The organism is Avibacterium gallinarum (assembly GCF_002921135.1).
Taxonomy (GTDB): Bacteria; Pseudomonadota; Gammaproteobacteria; order Enterobacterales; family Pasteurellaceae; genus Avibacterium; species Avibacterium gallinarum.
The window spans coordinates 1-19426 of the sequence record NZ_PQVJ01000054.1 but is presented as its reverse complement, the minus strand read 5'-3'; the positions used below and the strand labels follow the sequence as shown (position 1 = coordinate 19426).

The 19426-nt window shown below is 41.9% G+C and carries 16 protein-coding genes; 1 reads left to right on the top strand and 15 read right to left on the bottom strand.

The window, feature by feature from the left end; all coding sequences use genetic code 11:
• Positions 1–6 precede the first annotated feature (6 nt).
• The 7 genes from glmS to C3007_RS10755 form a co-directional block, all read right to left on the bottom strand.
• Entirely contained in the window at positions 7–1839 is a 1833-nt protein-coding gene (gene glmS, locus C3007_RS10785; protein WP_103854423.1) for a glutamine--fructose-6-phosphate transaminase (isomerizing), read from the bottom strand.
• A gap of 41 nt (positions 1840–1880) precedes the next feature.
• Positions 1881–2663, bottom strand: a complete 783-nt coding sequence (locus tag C3007_RS10780) for a DeoR/GlpR family DNA-binding transcription regulator (protein ID WP_103854422.1) — start codon at positions 2661–2663, stop codon at positions 1881–1883.
• A 155-nt stretch (positions 2664–2818) separates the two neighbouring features.
• Positions 2819–3091, bottom strand: coding sequence for an HU family DNA-binding protein (locus tag C3007_RS10775; RefSeq protein ID WP_017805492.1), 273 nt, complete (start codon positions 3089–3091; stop codon positions 2819–2821).
• Between the two features lie 158 nt (positions 3092–3249).
• Entirely contained in the window at positions 3250–3840 is a 591-nt protein-coding gene (locus tag C3007_RS10770; RefSeq protein ID WP_103854421.1) for a YjaG family protein, read from the bottom strand.
• A 9-nt stretch (positions 3841–3849) separates the two neighbouring features.
• Positions 3850–4914: a uroporphyrinogen decarboxylase gene (hemE, locus tag C3007_RS10765; protein WP_103854420.1), complete on the bottom strand. Its 1065-nt coding sequence runs from the start codon at positions 4912–4914 to the stop codon at positions 3850–3852.
• 11 nt (positions 4915–4925) lie between these two features.
• Positions 4926–5750 (bottom strand): NAD(+) diphosphatase, encoded by an 825-nt coding sequence (nudC, locus tag C3007_RS10760; protein WP_103854443.1) that lies wholly within the window; start codon positions 5748–5750, stop codon positions 4926–4928.
• A 172-nt stretch (positions 5751–5922) separates the two neighbouring features.
• Positions 5923–6501, bottom strand: a complete 579-nt coding sequence (locus C3007_RS10755; RefSeq protein WP_341476370.1) for an acetate uptake transporter — start codon at positions 6499–6501, stop codon at positions 5923–5925.
• Positions 6502–6611: 110 nt separating this feature from the next.
• Here C3007_RS10755 and C3007_RS11810 point away from each other — a divergent pair, with 110 nt between their 5' ends.
• Positions 6612–6737, top strand: coding sequence for a hypothetical protein (locus C3007_RS11810; protein WP_279325043.1), 126 nt, complete (start codon positions 6612–6614; stop codon positions 6735–6737).
• 78 nt (positions 6738–6815) lie between these two features.
• Here the strand turns inward: C3007_RS11810 and rpoC are convergent, their stop codons facing one another.
• From rpoC to secE, 8 genes are all read right to left on the bottom strand, one after another.
• Complete coding sequence (gene rpoC, locus C3007_RS10750; protein WP_103854418.1) at positions 6816–11078, bottom strand: DNA-directed RNA polymerase subunit beta'; 4263 nt, start codon at positions 11076–11078, stop codon at positions 6816–6818.
• 98 nt (positions 11079–11176) lie between these two features.
• On the bottom strand, positions 11177–15205 hold the full coding sequence (rpoB, locus tag C3007_RS10745) for a DNA-directed RNA polymerase subunit beta (RefSeq protein WP_103854417.1): 4029 nt from the start codon (positions 15203–15205) through the stop codon (positions 11177–11179).
• 355 nt (positions 15206–15560) lie between these two features.
• Positions 15561–15932 (bottom strand): 50S ribosomal protein L7/L12, encoded by a 372-nt coding sequence (gene rplL / locus C3007_RS10740; RefSeq protein ID WP_103854416.1) that lies wholly within the window; start codon positions 15930–15932, stop codon positions 15561–15563.
• Between the two features lie 51 nt (positions 15933–15983).
• Complete coding sequence (rplJ, locus tag C3007_RS10735) at positions 15984–16475, bottom strand: 50S ribosomal protein L10 (RefSeq protein ID WP_103854415.1); 492 nt, start codon at positions 16473–16475, stop codon at positions 15984–15986.
• 367 nt (positions 16476–16842) lie between these two features.
• On the bottom strand, positions 16843–17532 hold the full coding sequence (gene rplA / locus C3007_RS10730; RefSeq protein WP_103854414.1) for a 50S ribosomal protein L1: 690 nt from the start codon (positions 17530–17532) through the stop codon (positions 16843–16845).
• A 3-nt stretch (positions 17533–17535) separates the two neighbouring features.
• Positions 17536–17964 carry a 50S ribosomal protein L11 gene (gene rplK, locus C3007_RS10725; RefSeq protein WP_103854413.1) on the bottom strand — a complete coding sequence of 143 codons (429 nt, stop codon included), beginning with the start codon at positions 17962–17964 and terminating at the stop codon, positions 17536–17538.
• 225 nt (positions 17965–18189) lie between these two features.
• Positions 18190–18741 carry a transcription termination/antitermination protein NusG gene (nusG, locus tag C3007_RS10720; protein ID WP_103854412.1) on the bottom strand — a complete coding sequence of 184 codons (552 nt, stop codon included), beginning with the start codon at positions 18739–18741 and terminating at the stop codon, positions 18190–18192.
• 1 nt (position 18742) lies between these two features.
• Positions 18743–19156, bottom strand: coding sequence for a preprotein translocase subunit SecE (secE, locus tag C3007_RS10715; protein WP_103854411.1), 414 nt, complete (start codon positions 19154–19156; stop codon positions 18743–18745).
• Positions 19157–19426 lie beyond the last annotated feature (270 nt).

Here is a 19426-nt window from a genome sequence, read left to right as displayed (position 1 = left end):
GAAAAATTATTCCACCGTTACCGCTTTCGCAAGGTTACGCGGTTGATCCACGTCTGTGCCTTTGATTAAGGCAATATGGTAAGAAAGCAGTTGTAACGGCACAGTGTAGAAAATTGGTGCAGTTACTTCGTCCACTTTCGGTAACACGATAGTTTTGAAATCTTCACCATCGCTAAAACCGGCATCGTGATCAGCAAAGATATAAAGCTGACCGCCACGGGCGCGCACTTCTTCAATGTTTGATTTCACTTTTTCAAGTAAATCATTTTCTGGCGCAACCACAATCACAGGCATATCGCTATCAATTAAAGCCAGTGGGCCGTGTTTTAATTCTCCAGCTGCATAGGCTTCTGCGTGAATGTAGGAAATTTCTTTCAATTTCAAGGCAGATTCCATTGCGATTGGGTAAAACTCGCCACGTCCTAAGAATAGGGTGTGGTGTTTATCAGCAAAATCTTCAGATAATTTTTCAATTTGTTTATCGTAAACTAATGCGCTTTCAATTTGCGCTGGCAAACGTTGTAAAGTCTGTACAATGTGATGTTCTTGCTCTTCGCTCACTGTGCCTTTTAAGCGTCCGATTGCCGCATTTAATAATAATAAACAGGTTAATTGAGTGGTGAAGGCTTTGGTTGATGCCACGCCAATTTCCACGCCCGCACGGGTCATAAAGGCGAAATCTGATTCACGCACTAAAGAAGAACTTGCCACGTTACAGATTGTCATTGCCGTCATATAGCCTGATTCTTTGGCTAAGCGTAATGCGGCCAAGGTATCTGCGGTTTCGCCCGATTGAGAAAGGGTGATAAGCAGGCTATTTGGACGAGTAACAAATTTGCGATAGCGGAATTCTGACGCAATTTCCACATCACAGCTTACGCCAGCAATGGATTCAAACCAATAGCGTGCCACCATTCCCGCATTGTATGACGTTCCGCACGCCACAATTTGAACGTGTTCCACTTTTTTCAAGATTTCTGCTGCATTAGGGCCAATGGCATCAATATTGACTTTACCATTAACAATACGGCCATCTAAGGTGTTCATAATCGCAACAGGTTGTTCAAAAATTTCTTTTTGCATATAGTGGCGATATTGCCCTTTGTCTGCTGCATCGGCTTCAAAATGCCCTTCGTGCATTTCACGCTCAACGGCATTGCCTTGCGCATCAAAAATTTGTACATCACGGCGAGAAATTTCCGCCACATCGCCTTCTTCTAAATAAATGAAACGGCGCGTTACGCTTAATAGCGCTAAAGGATCGGAAGCAAGGAAGTTTTCACCCACGCCTAAACCGATAACCAATGGGCTGCCAGAACGCGCAACCACTAAATGTTCAGGTTCATCTTGGTGCATTACTACCGTACCGTAAGCGCCGCGCAATTGTGCCACGGTTTTTTGTACCGCTTCTAATAATGAGCTAGCGCTGCGGTATTCCCATTCCACTAAGTGGGCAATCACTTCGGTGTCGGTTTGCGAAAGGAATTCATAACCGCGTTTTTGTAATTCTTCACGCAATTCTTCGTAGTTTTCGATAATTCCATTGTGAACCACCGCAATTTTGCCAGAACGATGTGGGTGAGCGTTGGCTTCTGAAGGTTCACCGTGCGTTGCCCAACGAGTGTGCGCGATCCCTGTGCCACCTAAAATTGGGTGTGCTTCAAGGGCTTCATCTAAAGCTTTTACTTTACCTACACGGCGTACGATTTGCATATTATGATTTGCATCTAGCACCGCAATACCCGCTGAATCATAACCACGGTATTCTAAACGATGTAAGCCATTGACTAAAATTTCTGCTACATCACGTTGTGCTACTGCACCCACAATTCCACACATAAAATGTCCTCTCTGGTTAGAAAATAAAAAAGTTGAAAAATTTACACCGCACTTGCGCAGATCACTTCCACGCCTTGTGCTTCAATTTGTTGTTTAATTTCAGCGGCGAGCAAATCGTCCGTGACTAACACATCAATTTGCTGCCAAGTTAATTCGATATTTGGCATTTTTCTGCCGATTTTTTGTGATTCCGCCATCACAATAACTTCACGGGAAACTTCCGCCATTACACGGCTTAAATCCACTAATTCATTAAAGGTGGTCGTGCCACGCTCTAAATCTATGCCGTCCGCGCCAATAAAAAGCTGATCAAAATTGTATGAACGCAACACTTGCGCCGCCACTTGCCCTTGGAAAGATTCAGAACGAGTGTCCCAAGTTCCCCCTGTCATCAACAGCGTTGGCTCATTTTCTAAAGCGCGCAATTGGGTGGCAACGGAAAGAGAGTTCGTCATCACCACCAAGCCTTGCTTTTTATTGAGCTGATTGATCAGCGCCGCAGTGGTGCTACCGCTATCAATAATAATGCGATTATGATCCGCAATACGTTCCGCCGCTTTTTTCGCAATCGCTAACTTTCGTTTTGAAAGATGTTCATCTTGGCTTTCATCAAGCAACTCTTGCGGCATTAAAATCGCCCCACCATAGCGGCGTACCAACACACCATTGGCTTCAAGTGCGGTTAAATCTTTGCGAATTGTTACTTCTGAAGTTTCAAATAACTGAACTAGCTGTTCCACGCTCACTTCGCCTTGGCTTTGTAATAATTGCACAATGCGATGACGGCGTTGTTGCGTATTTCTGGGCTGAATGTTTCGTTTCATAATCTTAAATTAGATCTAAATTTCGATTCGGAATATTATAGAAAGAAAAGGGAAATGTAAATAGAAAATTCGTTAAGGAAAACAAAACAACTGTTTTAAATCGTATAAACAAAAAACCCTGCATTAGGCAGGGTTAGAAAAATAAGGGCAATTAATTATTTGATCGCGTCTTTTAATGCTTTACCAGCAACGAATGCAGGCACTTTAGATGCTGCAATTTGGATTTCTGCTCCAGTTTGTGGATTACGACCTGTGCGCGCTTTACGCTCGTTCACTTTGAATGTACCAAAGCCGATTAATTGAACTGGCTGACCTGCTTTTAAGCTACCTGCGATAGCATCTAAAGTTGCTTCTAATGCAGCTTTAGCTTGTTTTTTGTTTAACTCTGCTGCACTTGCAATTGCATCAATTAAATCCGTTTTGTTCATAAATTAGTACCTTCTCTATTTTTTGATTAAATTAAGAGTGTTAGGATACGCCTAACGCCTAAGTCAATAATAAATACTGTATGCACAGTGTGGTAAAGAATAAATCAACTTCTATATAAAGCAAAGCAATAAATAGCAAAAATGTAATCTAAATCACATTATTGACTAATTTCTATACCAATATTTGAGATTCCTTCTGCGCGAATTTCATTTTTAAGCGCTAAAATCAAGGAAACATCGCGTTCTTCGCACTCTCGCAGCGTACGGTAGATCTGCCATTGCACATCTAATTCTTGTTCAATTTCTTCACTTGCCTTGAGTTCTTGTTCGGATAATTCTCGGTCTAAATTGGTTTCCAATAATCCGATAACGGTTTGCAAAGAAATCAAGCTCACTTGCACGGCGTGCTCTAAGGTTTCGCCTGCAATTAGGCTATGCAATAATTCAGAAAGTGCTTCGCACGCTTCAATCGCAGGTACAACGCCGTAAAAATCATAATTATTCACATCAGGGATAATCGCCTCAAATTTTTCGAGCTGATTATCAAAATTGATGTGGGCATCTTTCACGGTTAAATATTCCCAGGTTAAATTTAGAATATTTTGGTAAATTCGGCTTTGTGCAGGCTGTTCTGTAACTTGGCAAAAAAGCTGAAAATTCGGCAACATTCGCTCACACAGACTGGCCATAAAAGTGAGATGTTGCCAACTGGCTAAATTTTCTAAGCGTTTATGAATAGGATTTCGCATTGTTGATCCTCATTTGTGGTAAGGCTGAGAATATTGATGGATTGCGTCCACAAAAATTTTCGGGCTAATTTCTGGCACATCTTGATGAATGCCGTGTCCGAGATTGAAAACGTGGCCGCTGCCTTCGCCAAAATCCGCTAAAATCGACCGCACTTCTTGTTCAATGCGCTCTGGTGAAGCATAAAGCACGGAAGGATCCATATTGCCTTGTAGCGCCACTTTATGCCCGATACGTTTTTTGGCGTCTGCAAGATCCACCGTCCAATCTAAGCCAACCGCATCACAACCAGTATTGGCAATATGTTCTAACCATAAACCGCCACCTTTGGTGAAGAGAGTCACTGGTACTTTACGCCCTTCATTATGACGAATGAGATTTTCCACAATTTTTTGCATATATTGCAGCGAGAATTCAAGGTATTCACGATGAGCTAGCACGCCGCCCCAAGTATCAAAAATCATCACCGATTGCGCACCCGCTTTGATTTGTGCATTGAGATAAAGGGCAACGGAATCCGCTAATTTGTCAAGTAACAAATGCAGGGTTTGTGGATCGGTATAAAGCATTTTTTTGATTTTTGTGAAAGCCTTGCTACTGCCCCCTTCCACCATATAGGTGGCAAGCGTCCAAGGGCTACCAGAAAAACCGATCAACGGCACTTCGCCTTTGAGTTCACGGCGAATGGTGCGCACCGCATTCATCACATATTGCAATTCTTGTTCCGGATCAGGAATTGGCAAATTTTCCACCGCACTTTTATTTTCGATAGGGCGCGCAAATTTAGGCCCTTCACCTGCGCCAAAGCTCAAGCCTAGCCCCATTGCATCAGGAATGGTGAGAATATCAGAAAACAAAATGGCGGCATCTAAATCATAGCGGCGTAAAGGTTGTAGTGTCACTTCGCAAGCCAACTCTGCATTACGACAAAGGGACATAAAATCCCCTGCTTGCGCACGCGTGGCTTTGTATTCTGGCAAATAACGCCCTGCTTGACGCATCATCCAAACGGGGGTCATATCCACAGGCTCGCGCAAAAGCGCACGCAAATAACGATCATTTTTTAATTCAAACATCTTAAATTCCTTTATTTTTCTACCGCACTTTTATCATCATCGGCACAAAGTGCCAGTGTGGCATTAATTAATTTCAACGCAATAGTGCCTTGTGGCGGCAAATTTGGCAAGGGTTTATCATAATCAAACCATTGGGCATCTTGCAGTTCTGCTTCTTGCAAGCGGATTTCCCCCGCAGCATAATCGGCTAAAAATCCCACCATTTGAGAATTGGGGAACGCCCAAGGCTGGCTGCCAAAATAGCGAATATTTTTTACCTGAATCCCGGTTTCTTCAAACACTTCGCGTTGCACTGTTTGCTCAAAACTTTCCCCCACTTCTACAAATCCCGCCAATGTGGTGTACATTTTTTCCTGTTGATGACGCTGATGATTGGCGAGCAAAATCTGCCTACCACGGCGAACTGCCACAATAATCGAAGGGCAAATCACGGGATAAGTGCGGTATCCACAGGCAGAATTTTCACACTGTACGGCCAATTCTTCTTTTGTCATTGCCATTTTTGAACCGCACTTCCCACAAAAGCGATGGGTTTTCAGAAAATGATTAATCTCCACGGCACGATTGAGCAAATTAAATTGTGCTTCTGGCAAATGAAGCTGGCTACGCAATGAAGTATATTCTCGACCATCGTCCTGCTCTGCTCTCTGCTCTTCTTCCCGCTCTGCAACAAGCCAAAGTGGTGTGCCATTCCAGCGCCCGATTTCCATCGCCAAACGCCCCGTTAATTGAAAATCTTCCGCCTTTCCTTCGGGCAATTTTCCCTCGATAAGAAAAATATTCGATCCTTGGGTTAAAAGCCAAGCACCTTGTGTTGTTGGCTCAACAGGTCGCATTGAAAAACTCATAAAAATTCCACCGCACTTTGGTTTTGGTTGTTAGTTTAATCGCTTAAGGGGATTAATAGTTTAACCTTATTAGGGTTTGGGGTATTTTACCGCTTTATCAATGAAAAACTATTAAAAATTTACGCAAAAAAATAGTGCGTTTCCGCACTACTTTTACATATTAAATCGGTAAAACCTCTCTACCGAAATTTTCGTTAATCATTTCTGCAGCGGCGAGGTAGAAAGCGCTGAGTGCAGTGATTAGGCCTAGGCAGCCGCCGATTTGTACTAAACCGTGATAGCCAAAACCATCACCGATAGCTAGTGCGTAGAACGTTAATACTAAGAAAAAGAACACTACACGCAATGCTTTGGGTTTGCTGAAAGAGGCGATGAACATCATTAAGGTGAATGTTCCCCACGCGGCTAAATAGCAGCCTAAAAATGCAGGGCTGGCTGTTGGCATAAATTGTACGAACAATGCCCAAGACCACCAAAATGATCCGTAGCTGATAAAGGCAGTGAAACCAAAGGTGTTGCCTTTGCGGTATTCCATAATGCCTGCGATTAATTGTGCCGTTCCACCAAATGCGAATGCCATTGCAAGCACAATAGAAATGCCGTCTTGTTTATCAAAAATGCCTGCGTTAATTAAACTTAATAGCCAAGTAGTTAAAGCAAAACCGCATAACCCTAATGGGCCTGGGTTTGCCAATTTTTCTGTTGTTTGAGTTGTCATTTGTTTTCCTAGTTTGTTAATAAAATCAAAGGGCGGATTATGCTTGATATTGCTTTGAAAATAAAGCAATTTTATAGAAATTAAGTGGAAAAGTTTGGCTAAGATAATTTTTTAAGAGCGGTGGAAAATTTATGAATTTTTCACCGCTCTTTATGTGCTTTGTTAAACATACAAAACTCGGTAATACCAGCCAATATCTTCTGTTCTATCCATTATTAAAATTGGTTTATTTGCTAAGTGCGGTAGAAAATTTGTGATTTTTTCACCGCACTTATTTATTCGTGCAAATAAAAAAGCCCGACACGATGTTCGGGCTTTTGGTTGCTTGTTAGCGATTATTCTGCATCTTCTGCCATATTTAACATTTCAGCAAGACTTGCGGTTGCATCGTCTGCAGTGAAGGTAAATTCTGACGCAATTTCTTCATCAGAGATAGTTGATGCTTTGGTTGGCTGTTCAGGTTCAATGATACCTGCTGCACGGTTTTTCTGGCGTTGTTGGTGATACGCAAAACCTGTACCTGCTGGAATCAAACGACCAACGATAACGTTCTCTTTCAAGCCACGCAATTCATCGCGTTTACCTGCCACTGCGGCTTCTGTAAGCACGCGGGTGGTTTCTTGGAATGAGGCCGCTGAGATAAAGGATTCTGTCGCTAATGAGGCTTTGGTGATACCCAATAACTCACGCTCAAACTCAACCAATGGTTTACCTTCTGCTTCACGTTTTTGGTTAACCATTTTCACGCGTGCCACTTCCACTTGCTCACCCTCTAAGAACTCAGAGTCATAAGCCTTAGTAATGATGGCTTTACGCAACATTTGGCGAACGATAACTTCGATATGTTTATCGTTAATTTTTACCCCTTGTAAGCGGTAAACTTCTTGCACTTCGTTTACGATGTAATCAGTTACTGCGTGTACACCGCGCAAGCGTAGAATATCGTGTGGCGTTTCTGCACCATCAGAAATGAGATCCCCACGTTCTACCATTTCGCCTTCAAATACGTTGAGCTGACGCCATTTTGGAATCATTTCTTCGTACACTTCACCCTCAGTTGGTGTGATGAGTAAGCGGCGTTTACCTTTGGTTTCTTTACCGAAGGAAACAATACCTGAAATTTCCGCTAGGATTGCTGGCTCTTTCGGTTTACGCGCTTCAAAGAGATCCGCTACGCGTGGAAGACCACCGGTAATATCTTTGGTTCCCGCTGATTCTTGTGGAATACGTGCAAGGGAATCCCCCACGTGAACTTCCGCACCATCTTCAAGAGTTACAATCGCTTTACCCGGTAAAGTGTACTGTGCTGGTATATCTGAACCTGCAACAAGAATGTCGTTGCCTTGCGCATCAACAAGTTTGATGGTTGGACGTAAATCCTTACCTGCTGTTGCACGTTCACCCACATCTTGTACTACGATTGAAGATAAACCAGTTAATTCATCAGTTTGACGAGTTACAGTTACACCGTCAGTAATATCTACGAATTTCACGAAACCTGATACTTCAGAAACCACTGGCATTGTATGTGGATCCCAGTTCGCTACGATTTCGCCTGCGTTCACTTCATCGCCATCTGCTTTGTTTAACACTGCACCATAAGGCACTTTATAATGCTCTTTGGTACGACCAAATGCGTCAATAATGGTTAATTCCGTGTTACGCGAAGTTAAGACCAATTTGCCTTCTTTATTCGTCACGAATTTCACGTTGGCTAAACGTAAAGTACCGTTATTCTTAACTTGAATGCTTGATTCTTTCGCTGCCGCAGATGCCGCACCACCAATATGGAACGTACGCATCGTTAGCTGTGTACCCGGCTCACCGATTGATTGTGCCGCGATAACCCCCACGGCTTCACCTTGGTTGATAAGGTGTCCGCGTGCAAGATCGCGTCCGTAACATTTCGCACACACACCAAAGTTGGTGTCACAGGTTACAACAGAGCGCACCTTGATGCTATCTACGGAATTTTCATCAATCAGATCACAAAGTTTCTCATCTAATAAGGTATTACGCGGAATTAAAACTTCATCTGTACCCGGTTTTAAGATGTCTTCTGCCGCCACACGACCTAATACACGATCACGCAGAGGTTCTTTTACATCTCCCCCTTCGATTAATGGGGTCATTACGATACCTTCGTAAGTGCCACAGTCATCTTCGATGATCACTAAATCTTGTGCCACATCTACTAAACGGCGGGTTAAGTAACCAGAGTTCGCTGTTTTTAATGCCGTATCCGCCAAACCTTTACGCGCACCGTGGGTTGAAATAAAGTACTGAAGTACGTTCAAGCCTTCACGGAAGTTTGCGGTAATTGGTGTTTCGATAATTGAGCCGTCTGGACGCGCCATCAAACCACGCATACCTGCAAGCTGACGAATCTGTGCGGCAGAACCACGCGCTCCAGAATCTGCCATCATAAAGATGCTGTTAAATGAAGCTTGTTTTTCTAGCTCGCCTTCACGGTTTACCACTTCTTCTTGAGAAAGGTTTTCCATCATCGCTTTGGCTACGCGTTCATTCGCGGCTGCCCAAATATCGATTACTTTGTTATAACGCTCACCTGCTGTTACCAAACCTGATTGGAATTGCTCTTGGATTTCTGCGACTTCTTGTTCAGCGGCTGAAATAATTTCGTATTTCTTCGCTGGGATCACCATATCATCAATACCTACTGATGAACCAGAACGTGCAGCGTAAGCAAAACCGGTGTACATAATTTGGTCAGCAAACAATACACTCGCTTTCAATCCTAAACGGCGATAGCTTTCGTTAATTAATTTTGAAATCGCTTTTTTGCCTAAGGTTTGGTTGAACAAGCTAAATGGCATACCTTTTGGTGCGATCATCCATAAAATGGCACGACCAATTGTGGTGTCCACAAGGCTGGTTTGCGGTACAAATTCGTTAGAGGCATCTTTCACATATTCTGTGATACGCACTTTCACACGAGAATGTAATTCCGCTTGACCTGTACGATAAGCTTTCTCCGCTTCGCGTGGATCTTGCAATAACATTCCTTCGCCTTTACCGTTCACTTTATCACGAGTCATATAGTAAAGACCTAATACAACGTCCTGTGATGGTACGATAATCGGCTCACCATTTGCTGGTGAAAGAATGTTGTTGGTTGACATCATCAAGGCACGCGCTTCAAGCTGTGCTTCAAGGGTTAATGGCACGTGAACCGCCATTTGGTCACCATCGAAGTCCGCGTTGAACGCCGCACACACTAATGGGTGTAATTGAATCGCTTTACCTTCAATTAAGATCGGCTCAAAGGCTTGAATACCCAAACGGTGCAAGGTTGGCGCACGGTTCAATAGGATTGGGTGTTCACGAATTACTTCTGCCAAAATATCCCATACGATTGCGTCTTCACGCTCAACCATTTTCTTCGCGGCTTTGATTGTAGTTGCAAAGCCACGGCTTTCTAATTTGGCATAAATAAATGGACGGAATAATTCCAACGCCATTTTTTTCGGTAAACCACATTGATGTAGATGTAAGTATGGCCCTACGGTGATTACAGAACGGCCTGAGTAATCTACACGTTTACCCAATAAGTTTTGACGGAAACGACCTTGTTTACCTTTGATCATATCCGCAAGTGATTTCAATGGACGGCGGTTAGAACCAGTAATTGCACGGCCACGGCGACCATTATCCAATAACGCATCAACAGATTCTTGTAACATACGTTTTTCGTTACGCACGATAATATCTGGCGCGATCAAGTCTAATAAGCGTTTTAAACGGTTATTACGGTTGATCACTCGGCGATATAAATCGTTCAAATCTGAAGTAGCAAAACGTCCGCCATCAAGTGGCACTAATGGACGTAAATCTGGTGGCAAGACTGGCAATACAGTCATCACCATCCATTCAGGTTTATTGCCTGATTGAATGAAAGATTCTAATAATTTTAAGCGTTTCGTGATTTTTTTGCGTTTGGTTTCTGAATTGGTTTCTTGCAACTCTTCACGCAAGGTTTCACATTCCACTTCTAGATCCATATCACGCAATAACGCTTGGATCGCTTCTGCACCCATTTTGGCTTCAAATTCATCGCCCCAACGGTCTTCTGCGTCCATATATTGTTCTTCCGTTAATAATTGACCTTTTTCAAGATCGGTCATTCCCGGCTCAGTAACAATGTAAGATTCAAAATAAAGTACACGTTCAATATCACGCAATGGCATATCTAATAATAAGCCGATGCGGGACGGTAAAGATTTTAAGAACCAGATATGAGCAACAGGTGAAGCAAGCTCAATATGACCCATACGTTCACGGCGAACTTTTGCTTGTGTCACTTCTACGCCACATTTTTCACAAATTACTCCACGGTGTTTTAAGCGTTTATATTTTCCGCATAAACATTCGTAGTCTTTTACTGGCCCGAAAATACGCGCACAGAAAAGCCCGTCACGCTCTGGTTTAAACGTACGGTAGTTGATGGTTTCAGGTTTCTTAACTTCACCAAATGACCAAGAACGGATCATATCCGGTGAGGCTAAACCAATTTTGATCACATCAAAATCTTCGCTGGATTTAGATTGTGCTTTTAAAAACTTAACTAAGTCTTTCACAGATTTTGCTCCTGTCGGAGTTAAACTTATCCAAGTGCGGTGTAAAATTTTGAATTTTTTCACCGCACTTGAGCGTACTTTAGCTTTCGCTTATCAGATTATTCTTCGTCTAAGTCGATGTTGATACCGAGTGAACGAATTTCTTTCATAATTACGTTGAAAGATTCTGGTGTACCCGGATCCATTTGTTGGTTACCGCTCACGATGTTTTTGTACATCTTCGTACGGCCGTTCACATCATCGGATTTAACGGTAAGCATTTCTTGTAAGGTGTAAGCGGCACCATAAGCTTCAAGCGCCCAAACCTCCATCTCACCGAAACGCTGACCACCGAACTGTGCTTTACCACCCAATGGTTGCTGCGTAACAAGACTATAAGAACCTGTTGAACGCGCGTGCATTTTGTCATCAACTAAGTGGTTCAATTTGAGCATATACATATAACCTACGGTTACTGGACGTTCAAATTTCTCACCTGTGCGACCATCGTATAAGGTGATTTGACCTGAAGTTGGCAACCCACCTAGCTCTAATAAGCCTTTAATTTCTTCTTCGTGCGCACCATCAAATACTGGCGTTGCCAATGGTAAACCTTTGCGTAAGTTTTGCGCTAAACGCATCACTTCTTCATCGGTAAAGGTTGAAAGATCCACTTTTTGTGAACCACCACCTAAGTCATAGGCTTTTTGGATATAACCACGCAATTTCTCAACATCTTGTTTTTGCTTGATCATTGCATTGATTTGATCACCAATTCCTTTCGCCGCTAAACCTAAGTGCGTTTCAAGGATCTGACCGATATTCATACGCGAAGGTACGCCCAGTGGGTTCAATACGATATCTACTGGCTGACCATTTTCGTCATACGGCATATCTTCAACTGGGTTGATTTTTGAGATAACCCCTTTGTTACCGTGACGACCCGCCATTTTATCCCCTGGTTGGATTTGGCGTTTCACCGCAAGGTACACTTTCACCACTTTCAATACGCCTGGTGCAAGATCATCACCTTGGATAATTTTGCCGCGTTTCACTTCAAGTTTATGCTCAAAGTCTTTACGAAGTTCTTCATATTGCTCAGCTAATTGCTCTAACTGGCTTTGTTTCGCTTCGTCTGAAAGGGTTTGTTCTAACCATTTGGTGCGTTCTAGTTGATCTAATTGCGCTGCATCAATTCCGCCTGAAATCAATAAGTTGCGAACACGCGCAAACAAGCCGGCTTCTAAGATCTCTAATTCTTCCACAAGATCTTTTTTCGCTTGTTTCAACTGCATTTCTTCGATTTCTAAGGCACGTTTATCTTTTTCTACGCCATCACGGGTGAACACTTGAACGTCAATAACTGTACCTGATACGCTGTTTGGTACGCGTAATGAAGAATCTTTTACATCAGACGCTTTTTCACCAAAGATTGCGCGTAATAATTTTTCTTCTGGGGTTAATTGCGTTTCACCTTTTGGTGTTACTTTACCCACAAGAATATCGCCGCCTTTTACTTCCGCACCGATATATACAATCCCTGATTCATCAAGTTTGCTTAATGCCGCTTCACCTACGTTTGGAATATCTGCAGTGATTTCTTCAGAACCAAGTTTGGTATCACGCGCCACACAAGAAAGCTCTTGAATGTGAATAGTGGTGAAACGATCTTCTTGCACCACACGCTCAGACACTAACATTGAGTCTTCGAAGTTATAACCATTCCAAGGCATAAATGCCACGCGCATATTTTGACCAAGGGCAAGCTCACCTAAATCCGTTGAAGGACCATCAGCAAGGATTTCACCACGTTCAATTGGCTCACCTAATTTCACGCAAGGAATTTGGTTAATACAAGTATTTTGGTTAGAGCGGGTATATTTCACAAGGTTGTAAATATCAATACCTGCTTCACCTGCAACCGTTTCATCTTCGTTTACTTTTACAACGATACGCGAAGCATCAACATATTGGATTGTTCCGCCACGTTTTGCTACAACCGCAACACCAGAGTCTAACGCCACCGGTTTTTCCATACCTGTACCGACTAATGGTTTATCTGCACGCAAGGTTGGTACCGCTTGGCGTTGCATGTTCGCACCCATCAAAGCACGGTTCGCATCATCGTGTTCAAGGAACGGGATAAGCGCTGCTGCCACAGAAACAATTTGCTGTGTGGATACGTCCATATAGTGAATTTCTTCTGGACGATATAAACCAGACTCACCGTGCTCACCACGACAGGTTACGAAAGTATCGGTAAAGCGTAATTCATCATCTAAGTTTGAGTTCGCCTGCGCGATAATATATTTGCCTTCTTCAATGGCCGATAAATATTCAATTTCTTCAGTAACTTGGCCATTTACCACTTTGCGATATGGTGTTTCTAAGAAACCATAATCGTTAGTACGCGCATACACCGCTAAAGAGTTAATCAAACCGATGTTTGGACCTTCAGGGGTTTCGATTGGACACACACGACCATAGTGAGTTGCGTGAACATCTCGCACCTCAAAGCCTGCACGTTCACGGGTTAAACCACCTGGCCCTAAGGCAGAAATACGGCGTTTATGAGTTACTTCTGAAAGCGGGTTATTTTGATCCATAAACTGAGAAAGTTGTGATGAACCAAAGAATTCTTTCACCGCTGCCGAAATTGGTTTGGCATTGATTAAATCTTGTGGAGTTACAGCTTCAAGATCGCCTAAAGAAAGACGCTCTTTCACCGCACGCTCAACACGCACTAAACCAATACGGAATTGGTTTTCTGCCATTTCACCTACCGAACGAATACGGCGGTTACCTAAGTGGTCAATATCATCTACTTCACCACGGCCGTTACGGATATCGATTAATTTACGCATTACATTAACGATATCTTCTTTGCTTAAAATGCCGCTGCCAGTGGTTTCTTCAATGCCTAAAGAGCGGTTGAATTTCATACGACCTACCGCAGATAAATCATAGCGATCTGGTGAGAAGAACAGGTTATCAAATAAACCTTCTGCCGCTTCTTTTGTTGGCGGCTCACCTGGACGCATCATACGATAGATTTCAACTAATGCACTTAAGCGATCAGTAGTTGGATCTACGCGTAAAGTATCTGAAATATATGGGCCGTAGTCTAAATCGTTAGTAAATAGGGTTTCGATCGTTTTGTAACCTGCTTGAGCAAGTTTCGCTAAAATCTCTAGCGTAATTTCACCATTGGCAGGACAAATCACTTCGCCAGTTTCAAGATCAACATAATCTTTCGCTGCCACTTTACCCACAATGTATTCTGTTGGCACTTCAACCTGAGTCACATTGTCTTTTTCAAGGGCGCGGATATGACGAGCAGTAATACGGCGACCGACTTCAACATAAGTTTTTCCATTTGCCACAATATCGAAAGTTGCCGTTTCACCACGCAATCTTTCTGGCACTAAGGTCATTAATAATTTGTTATCTTCAATTTGGAAAACAACTTTATCGAAGAATAAGTCTAAAATTTCTTCTGTTGTATAGTTTAATGCACGCAAAATAATGGTTGCCGGCAATTTACGGCGGCGGTCAATACGCGCATATAAGTTATCTTTTGGATCAAACTCAAAATCTAACCAAGAACCACGGTAAGGAATAATACGTGCGTTATAAAGCACTTTTCCTGATGAGTGCGTTTTACCTTTGTCGCTATCAAAGAATACGCCTGGGCTACGGTGTAATTGCGAAACGATTACACGCTCAGTACCATTAATCACAAATGTTCCGTTATCTGTCATTAATGGGATTTCACCCATATAAACTTCTTGTTCTTTAATATCTTTAATTGTGCCTGGCGCGGCATCTTTGTCATAGCTAACAAGACGTAATTTCACACGCAATGGTGCAGCATAAGTGGTGCCGCGAATTTGACATTCACGTACGTCAAATACTGGCTCACCTAAGCGATAGCTCACATATTGTAATTCCGTATTGCCATTGTTGCTGACAATTGGAAATACAGAACGGAATGCCGCTTCTAAGCCTTGCTGACCATCTGGATCTCTTTGGATAAATTTATCGAAAGAATCAAGTTGAATAGTTAATAAATAAGGTACATTTAAAACTTGCGGACGTTTGCCGAAGTCTTTACGAATACGTTTTTTCTCAGTATAGGAGTAACCCATTGGTTTTCCTCAGTAAATTTTAGTGAGACCGAGTTGATATAAAAGAAAAGTGCGGTGATTTTTTCACGCATTTTTATCATATCAATGATGAATCCGTTTTCAGATACCGCACTCTGAACCTTACTTCTGATGAGCGGGTTGCCATCAAACTACCAGAAAACTAGCCTGATTCACGCAACAAAACGGTGATTATTCAGTATATTTTTAATCCAAAAAGGTTTGTGAATTAAAAATGGCTGGATATTATATAAGAATAAATAAATAAAAGTCAAGCAACTAAAAATCATATAAACAAAAACCCCGATATCACTATCGGGGTTTTTTAGAACCAGAATTGGTCGCGGAAAAATCAAAATTATTTGATTTCTACTTGTGCGCCAGCTTCTTCTAATTCTTTCTTAAGTGCTTCAGCTTCAGCTTTAGCTACACCTTCTTTTAAGGTTGCTGGAGCAGATTCAACTAAGTCTTTAGCTTCTTTTAAGCCTAAGCCAGTTGCACCACGTACTGCTTTGATAACTGCTACTTTGTTAGCACCTGCTGCTGCAAGAACTACATCGAATTCAGTTTTTTCTTCTGCTGCACCAGCGTCACCGCCAGCTGCTACTGCTACTGCAGCCGCTGCTGCTGAAACACCGAATTTTTCTTCCATCGCAGAGATTAATTCTACGATTTCAGTTACTGATTTAGAAGCGATCGCTTCAATAATTTGTTCGTTAGTTAATGACATAACAATCAATTCCTAAAGTAAATAAGTTAAACCTGGTAAGAAACGCTTGGATTAAGCTGCTTCTTGTAATTTGTCGCGTAATGCTGCAAGAGTGCGAACAAGTTTGCCTGCCGCAGCTTCTTTCATTGTACCCATTAAACGTGCAATTGCTTCTTCGTAAGTCGGTAATGTTGCTAAGAATTCAACATCTTGGATCTTACCTTCAAAGGCTGCACCTTTAATTTCAAACTTATCATTTGCTTTTGCAAAATCTTTGAACAAACGTGCTGCTGCACCTGGGTGTTCAGTAGAGAATGCGATAAGTGTTGGACCTACAAACGCATCTTTTAAGCACTCGTAATCAGTGCCTTCAACTGCACGGCGTAATAAAGTGTTACGCACAACACGCATTGAAACACCAGCTTCACGAGCTGCTTTACGTAATTCAGTCATTTTATCAACGGTTACACCACGAGAATCCGCGATAACTGCTGATAGGGCACCTTTGGCTGCTTCATTTACTTCAGCAACAATTGCTTGTTTGTCTTGAAGATTTAATGCCATTGGCTGTTAGCTCCTGATACACTCCGCCTAAGCGGAACTTCTAAAAAATCTCAAAAAATCCACCGCACTTTTACTGCAAGGCAATTTCTTTTTTGAGGCTAAGGTGTCCAGAAGCAGAAAATTCTGTCTGTCCACCATCTACGCAGGCGTTAAAATTAAGAAATGATTCGCATCATTTCGCCTACGGTCTTGGACGGGGCTTGATAGTAAGCACCATCAAAAATCTGCCTAAGCAGATTTAGGTCGGGCATTATAGATATATTTATAATCAATGTAAACAAAAAGTTCTAACCATTAATTTTTATATCTAAATGCCAATCATAAAAAACGGCTTATTCCATTTGACAAGCCGTTTTCAAAACTCAAATTATAGGCTGCTTTGATCTACTGCAACGCCTGCACCTTGAGTGGTAGAAAGACTTACTTTCTTAATGAATACACCTTTTGCAGAAGCTGGTTTTGCTTTTGTTAAGGCGGCTAGTAATGCTTGTAAGTTTTCTTTTAATTGCTCAGGGGTGAAATCTGCTTTACCGATTGTGGTGTGAATGATACCGCTTTTATCATTGCGGTAACGAACCTGACCAGATTTTGCATTTTTCACTGCTTCAGCAACATTTGGAGTTACAGTACCCACTTTCGGGTTTGGCATTAAGCCACGTGGCCCTAAGATTTGACCTAACTGACCTACAACACGCATTGCATCAGGAGAAGCGATAACAACATCGAAGTCCATTTCGCCTTTCTTGATTTGCTCAGCTAAATCTTCCATACCCACTAAATCTGCGCCTGCTTCTTTCGCAGCTTCTGCGTTAGCACCTTGAGTGAACACAGCAACGCGAACGTTACGACCTGTACCGTTTGGTAATACAGTCGCACCACGAACGTTTTGGTCAGATTTACGTGCATCAATACCTAAATTTACTGCCACATCAACGCTTTCTACGAATTTAGAGCTAGTAAATTGTTTTAATACTGCGATCGCATCATTGATTTCATAAGCTTTGGTTGAATCAACACCCGCTTTGATTGCTTTCATACGTTTGGTTAGTTTAGCCATTGATTAGTCCTCCACTACCAAACCCATTGAACGTGCAGTACCTTCAATAGATTTCATCTTAGTTTCGATTGTTGCACCAGTCATATCCGCTGCTTTGGTTTCTGCGATTTCACGGATTTGTGCTTGAGTTACTTTACCTACTTTATCTTTGTTCGGTTTACCAGAACCAGATTTAATGCCAGCTGCTTTTTTCAATAATACCGCTGCTGGTGGAGTTTTAGTAACAAAAGTGAATGAACGGTCTGCATATACAGTGATCACTACTGGAATCGGTAAACCTTTTTCTAAGCTCTCAGTACGTGCATTGAATGCTTTACAGAATTCCATAATGTTCACACCTTGTTGACCTAATGCAGGACCAACTGGTGGTGAAGGGTTAGCCATACCCGCTGCAACTTGCAACTTAATATAGGCTTGAACTTTCTTTGCCATTTTAATTTCCTCGTTATGGGTGATAACGCTTTTCAGCTCCCCGTGATTGAAAGCACCTTATAGTAAAATTACCTAACAGTGCGATTACATAAAAATACGAGCAAGGTTTGCTCGTAAGGTTGCGAATTATACAAATTCTTGTGAATGTTGCCAAGTAAAAATTGCTGTTTAATTAGGCTAAAAAATGGCAAGTATTACCTTGCCATCTATAATTCACTTTTGCTATTAATTATTTTTCTCTACTTGTCCAAACTCTAACTCAACAGGTGTTGCACGCCCAAAGATTGAAACAGAAACTTTTAGGCGACCTTTATCGTAATCGACCTCTTCCACTGTTCCGTTAAAGTCAGCAAATGGACCTTCTTTAACACGTACATCTTCACCCGGTTGGAATACGGTTCTTGGTTTCGGTTTATCAGAATTTTGCTCAAGGCGATTTAAGATAATATCAGCTTCGCGATTGCTGATCGGAGCAGGCTTATCTGGCGTACCGCCGATAAAGCCCATTACGCGTGGCACACTGCGCACAAGCTGCCAAGTGTAATCATTCATTTCCATTTGCACTAATACATAGCCCGGAAAATATTTACGTTCGCTTTTACGGCGTTTACCACCAACATTCTCAACCACTTCTTCTGTCGGCACAAGCACTTCACCAAATTGCTCTTCCATTTGGTGCAATTTAATATATTCGCGTAATGTTGCTGCTACACGGCCTTCAAAGCCAGAAAATGCTTGTAACACATACCAGCGTTTTTTTGGAGTATTCTCTGTCATCTTAGAACCTCAAATTTGTTAAGAAATTAATTACAGAAACAATAATAGAATCAAGCCCCCATAAAATTAGGGAAACAATCATCGTAACAGCCATTACAATCAAGGTTGTTTGCATCGCCTCAGAACGTGTTGGCCATACAATTTTTCTTAATTCTGTTCTAGAGTCTTTTAAAAAGGCTCGTGCTTTTGTTCCTTGGTTAGTAATTGCTAAAATTCCCAAAGCAACAAGTAATAAGATCACTACCGCAACCACGCGGATTGGAGTAGAAAATTGATCTGCAAAATAAATATTTCCCACTGCTGCAACGGCAATAATGACAATGCCGAGTAGCCATAAAAAGGTATTTAGTCCTTTCGATTTTTGAAGATGTTCCGCTTGTTCAGCGTGTTTCTTTTTATCAATATTTGACGCCATAATTGTATCCATTATTCAATTAAAATCGGGATGCTGTTTTGAACGGGGAATTGTAGCATTTTCTTATTTTGTTGCCTATTAAAAATGAGAGAAATTTTCGTGATTTCATACAATAGGGACATAAATCTGCGCAAAGAAAAAACTCCTAAAATTTATACCGCACTTTATTTATTCTTTTATAACAAAAGTGCGGTCATTTTTTCCAGATTTTTCATTACAAAATCCAAGCAAAACAAAAGGGCATCTTTCGATGCCCTTTCTTAGTTTTTA

What these genes read in the sequence shown, in the direction of transcription:
- rplK (WP_103854413.1), bottom strand. Translation starts at nt 17,964, where the DNA reads ATGGCAAAGAAAGTTCAAGCCTATATTAAGTTGCAAGTTGCAGCGGGT.
- C3007_RS10770 (WP_103854421.1), bottom strand. Translation starts at nt 3,840, where the DNA reads ATGCGAAATCCTATTCATAAACGCTTAGAAAATTTAGCCAGTTGGCAA.
- C3007_RS10780 (WP_103854422.1), bottom strand. Translation starts at nt 2,663, where the DNA reads ATGAAACGAAACATTCAGCCCAGAAATACGCAACAACGCCGTCATCGC.
- nusG (WP_103854412.1), bottom strand. Translation starts at nt 18,741, where the DNA reads ATGACAGAGAATACTCCAAAAAAACGCTGGTATGTGTTACAAGCATTT.
- hemE (WP_103854420.1), bottom strand. Translation starts at nt 4,914, where the DNA reads ATGTTTGAATTAAAAAATGATCGTTATTTGCGTGCGCTTTTGCGCGAG.
- glmS (WP_103854423.1), bottom strand. Translation starts at nt 1,839, where the DNA reads ATGTGTGGAATTGTGGGTGCAGTAGCACAACGTGATGTAGCAGAAATT.
- C3007_RS11810 (WP_279325043.1), top strand. Translation starts at nt 6,612, where the DNA reads ATGAATTTTTCACCGCTCTTTATGTGCTTTGTTAAACATACAAAACTC.
- C3007_RS10775 (WP_017805492.1), bottom strand. Translation starts at nt 3,091, where the DNA reads ATGAACAAAACGGATTTAATTGATGCAATTGCAAGTGCAGCAGAGTTA.
- rplJ (WP_103854415.1), bottom strand. Translation starts at nt 16,475, where the DNA reads ATGGCATTAAATCTTCAAGACAAACAAGCAATTGTTGCTGAAGTAAAT.
- rplA (WP_103854414.1), bottom strand. Translation starts at nt 17,532, where the DNA reads ATGGCTAAACTAACCAAACGTATGAAAGCAATCAAAGCGGGTGTTGAT.
- rplL (WP_103854416.1), bottom strand. Translation starts at nt 15,932, where the DNA reads ATGTCATTAACTAACGAACAAATTATTGAAGCGATCGCTTCTAAATCA.
- nudC (WP_103854443.1), bottom strand. Translation starts at nt 5,750, where the DNA reads ATGCGACCTGTTGAGCCAACAACACAAGGTGCTTGGCTTTTAACCCAA.
- secE (WP_103854411.1), bottom strand. Translation starts at nt 19,156, where the DNA reads ATGGCGTCAAATATTGATAAAAAGAAACACGCTGAACAAGCGGAACAT.
- rpoB (WP_103854417.1), bottom strand. Translation starts at nt 15,205, where the DNA reads ATGGGTTACTCCTATACTGAGAAAAAACGTATTCGTAAAGACTTCGGC.